This window comes from Chloroflexota bacterium (genome assembly GCA_016875875.1).
Taxonomy (GTDB): Bacteria; Chloroflexota; Dehalococcoidia; order GIF9; family UBA5629; genus 9FT-COMBO-48-23.
This window is the reverse complement of record VGOP01000020.1, coordinates 1-4,157: the sequence shown is the minus strand read 5'-3', so window position 1 is coordinate 4,157 and position 4,157 is coordinate 1. Positions and strand designations below refer to the sequence as shown.

Genomic DNA, 4,157 nt, shown 5'->3' with positions numbered 1-4,157 from the left:
GAGTACTACAATGGCAAGTACCTACACTCGACACTTGGTTATAAGTCACCGGAAAAATTTGAGGAGGAATATCAAAATAGCCAGGCTACTCTCTTAGCAATGGCTTGATTTTAAGGGGTGCAGTACAGGTCTGGATAACGAAATCACTTCAAAAAGACCAGGCAATAGTAAATGGACTTTGAAAGAAATCATGGGACATTTAATTGATTCCGCATCCAACAATCATCAACGATTTGTCAGATTGCAGATTGTAGATGAACTGATATTCCCCGGGTACGGCAAAGATAACTCGAGATGGCTTGAGATCGAAAGATACAATGAGCTAGATTTTTCCGACGTAATATTGCTCTGGAAGCAATACAACGTCTTAATCGGCAACATAATTAAAGGAGCAGATGAGGGTAAATTAGAGAACTACTGGATAAAATCAGATGGAGACAGAATTACACTGAAGGATTTGATGATAGATTATGTAAGGCACTTAAAAGAGCATGTAAAGCATTTTGAACAGACACTCGAAGAAATTACATCATAAAATACAATTTGCGTTATTTAACCTTATCGAGACGCTAAGAATTTTTTTCCCCTGCTTTGCTTAGTTTTTTCCTGATCGTATCATAATCCCATATCACTATACAGGAAATGAAGTAATATACAACCAAGTCAACCATCAATCCAAGCCAAAGGATATGAATCCGCCAAATACTGCCGAAATAGGTCAGAACCAAAACGAAATGCATTGGAAACCCCATATAGATATCTCTTCCTTCAGTAATAACATCATGTGGAATTGGTGCTACATATCTGGAAACAGTACTCAAAGACAAGAGGATAATAGTAATAACAACCTTGCCTATATCAGGCATAAAAAACGACTTGATATTCATGAACCACCATCGTCCTCTATTCATGCGCCGCCTCCTAATCACCTGCGCTATTGGAAGATATTTATTCGTACCACCAAATAAAAACAACTATAGCGGGCCCGTTATCAGCAGCCTAACACTACCCAAACAACAATATCCAAATAACAATTGGGCAGAGAAAAGCTATACCGCCGAGCCCAATACACAATAGACTACCAGCGTAAAATAGCCTACCAATAGCCTTCGTTTTCTCTAAACACATTAAAGCTTTTCCTCGGAAATAAAGTATTAAACCAATACCTATTAGGATTGCACCCAGGAGGATATACCAAAATACTACTACCATAGCCCCCCTTCCTTTGGCTACCAACATATTAGAATGAAATACTAAAACATGCAAGGGCTTGTTGTTAGAATGCTAGTTTCAGAAAAACATCACCTTTGCTCATTACGCATGTAAAAGGTTATAATAGCAACTCGTGTGCCACGCTATGATTCTTAGCTAATCGAATGAAAATACTACACCAAATCAAATACAAGCCGGCCAAGGTTGTCGGCGGTTATACAGACCGGATACTCAGGGTAAATCTGGGCAAGCAGGAAATCACCGTTCAGGAATTACCGCCTGATTTCAAGAATAAATACGTCGGCGGGCGCGGCTACGCACTTAAACTGATTTGGGACGGCACAACGCGGGAGACGCGCTATGATAGTCCTGATAATATTCTGGTAATGGCCAGCGGGCCACTGGGTAATGAGCCGGCCTTCCCAGGAACAGGCAAATTCATAGTTGGCACTATTTCGCCTCTGACAGATACGTTCATCGATTCCAACATCGGCGGTCATTTCGGGCCACTCTTGAAACGTGCCGGTTTTGATGCACTGGCTGTTTCTGGCATATCTAATGGAGATGTTGTTATTTTGATTGACGGCGATGCGCAGACCATCAGTATTGCCGCTGCGCCGGCCCACGATAGAGAAATCGATGATGGCGCCCTTTCCTTTGGAGAGAAACTGATGAAAGACGTTAATGGTGGGGAATACAGCGATTCCCTTGCTGCCGTAACCGCGGGCAAAGGCGCCTGCAATGCCAGGTTCGGTATTGTCAATAGCCTGTTCTTTGACGTAAGGCGGAGGCGCATCCGCTCAAAACAGGCCGGCAGGGGTGGTACCGGTACCGTTATGCGATACAAGGGACTACGAGGCATTGTGGTGCGTTCTAGCCTGTCAAAGGTAAACGGGAACAATGCTATAGATAAAGAAGGCGTGCGCCAGGCGGGTTCACGGCTAAAGGCGGTTGTCTCCAAGTGCGACCCTCAACAGCTACACCTGGCTACATGGGGAACTACAGGCCTATCCGAGTATATGGACAAATTCCACATTTTCCCTATAAATAACTACCAGTACGGGCAGAGCCCTGAGTCCTCCAAGCTGTTTGCACAGGTCTTCCTTGATAAGTACTTCAGTAAGAAGATACCCGATGGCTGTTACTATGGATGCAACCTTGCCTGCGCTAAGGGGTCTGAAAATGTCGAACTTACACGGGGCCCGAAGGCAGGGAAGGTAGTTAACATCGACGGGCCTGAGTATGAAACCGTTGGCGCGGTCTCCTGCATGGGTGTTTTCGACCCCCATTTTGTCATGGAATATAACTGGTACTGCGATGAATATGGCATCGATACCATCTCCACGGGCGTGACAATTAGCTTTTTTATGGAATGTTTCCAGCGCGGATTTCTGACTGCCGATGATGTAGGTTATGAGCTGACATTCGGCAACATAGATACTGCAGATAGATTGTTGCATGAAATAGCCAGTGGGCAAGGTTTCGGTAAGATTGTTGGCCAGGGTGTAGCCAGGGGCAAGAAATGGGTTTCCGCGAAGTATGCCTCCCGAAATGGCACCTCTCAAGATACTGTCATGGCTGAGCTCAACAAGTTTGGCATGGAAGTCAAAGGCCTTGAGTTCTCCATGTACATTACCAAAGAGTCGCTCGCCCAGCAGGGTGGATATGGCTTTGCCCTTAAAGGACCGCAACATGACGAGGCATGGCTGATATTCATCGACCAGGTTCATAAGGAACTGCCCACCTTAGAGCACAAGGCGAACGCGCTTAAGTGGTTCCCCCTGATTCGCACCTGGTTCAACGCCACCGGACTCTGCAAGCTCCCCTGGATAGACGTAAGAAACCCGGAGGCGGCTAATACTACTGAACCCTCAAAGAATCTGCCCACACTAGCCTATTACGTCGCCTATCTCAATGCCACAACGGGCAGCAACAAAACGCTCCAGGACGTATTGGACGACTCAGAAAGGCTGTATATACTTCAAAAGCTAATCAATCTGCGTCATGGAAAAGGGACTCGGGCTAACGATCAGATACCCCAGAGGGCAATAGGTCCTGCCTTTTTCAATGAATATGAGGCTCGGGCTGAGTATTATGATGAATGGTTGCAGCAACAGCTTGGCGATAACAAAGTCCCGGCGAGTCCGGAGCAAAGGCATAAACTTCTCATGGAGAAAAGGATTGAAGCCTATCAGTATCTCTGCGATATAGTCTACGAAAAGAAAGGTTTTACCTCCGAAGGGATACCAAAGCGTGAAACAGTGGAAAAATTCGGTCTCATGGACGAGCAGGCAAGGCAGCTATTCAACCAACTAGGCATTTGAGCAAGAAAGATGGTAGTATCAATTAAATTCCTCGGAATGCAGCGCGTTGTAACCAATACAGACAGCATAGATATGCCTATAACGGAAAAGACTAGGGTCAACGATGCCCTTCAATACGTCAGACAGCAGTATCCTGCTCTCCCCTTAGAAGAGGGGATGGTCCTTGTAGCCGTCAACCTCGAAGTAGCCTCACTAGACAGAATTCTAAGGGACAAGGACACTCTCTCATTTCTGCCTCTTATATCCGGCGGCTGACAATTCACCTATCCCCGGAACCAGTGGCCATGGAATTGGTGGCACACGCAAGAACCAACAAATCAGACTGCTGTGCAACGGGATGTGACCTTCTACCGACTTCGGGTTAAAGCGCGTTTCACCTCTTTGCTTAGCTGCTCAGCATCAAAGGGCTTGTCAATATGGGCAACTTTGGTCTCGGAGAGGAACCTTTCGGTATCGGCACTCATAATATCGCCGGTGATGAAGACCACTTTACTGGCTAGCGATTTATCTATCTTTTGAATACGCTTGTATAATGTCACGCCACTCATGCCCGGCATCTTGATATCCGCCAGGATGAGGTTGTATTTCTGGCTTTCAATTTTCTTCAGAGCCTCGGCAGCG

Annotated in this window: 5 protein-coding genes; 3 read left to right on the top strand and 2 right to left on the bottom strand. The window is 45.9% G+C overall.

Annotated features, from left to right (window positions below; translation table 11 throughout):
* Positions 1-130 precede the first annotated feature (130 nt).
* Positions 131-535, top strand: a complete 405-nt coding sequence (locus FJ023_09740; protein ID MBM4447603.1) for a DinB family protein — start codon at positions 131-133, stop codon at positions 533-535.
* A 34-nt stretch (positions 536-569) separates the two neighbouring features.
* Here the strand turns inward: FJ023_09740 and FJ023_09735 are convergent, their stop codons facing one another.
* Entirely contained in the window at positions 570-911 is a 342-nt protein-coding gene (locus FJ023_09735) for a hypothetical protein (protein ID MBM4447602.1), read from the bottom strand.
* 465 nt (positions 912-1,376) lie between these two features.
* On the opposite strand from FJ023_09735, the gene FJ023_09730 reads away from it, so the two are divergent.
* Together FJ023_09730 and FJ023_09725 are read left to right on the top strand one after the other, a co-directional pair.
* Complete coding sequence (locus tag FJ023_09730; GenBank protein MBM4447601.1) at positions 1,377-3,536, top strand: aldehyde:ferredoxin oxidoreductase; 2,160 nt, start codon at positions 1,377-1,379, stop codon at positions 3,534-3,536.
* Between the two features lie 9 nt (positions 3,537-3,545).
* On the top strand, positions 3,546-3,791 hold the full coding sequence (locus FJ023_09725) for a MoaD/ThiS family protein (GenBank protein ID MBM4447600.1): 246 nt from the start codon (positions 3,546-3,548) through the stop codon (positions 3,789-3,791).
* A gap of 92 nt (positions 3,792-3,883) precedes the next feature.
* Here FJ023_09725 and FJ023_09720 read toward each other — a convergent pair.
* Positions 3,884-4,157, bottom strand: a 274-nt coding sequence (locus tag FJ023_09720) for a response regulator (GenBank protein MBM4447599.1), incomplete at its 5' end; no start/stop codon positions are given.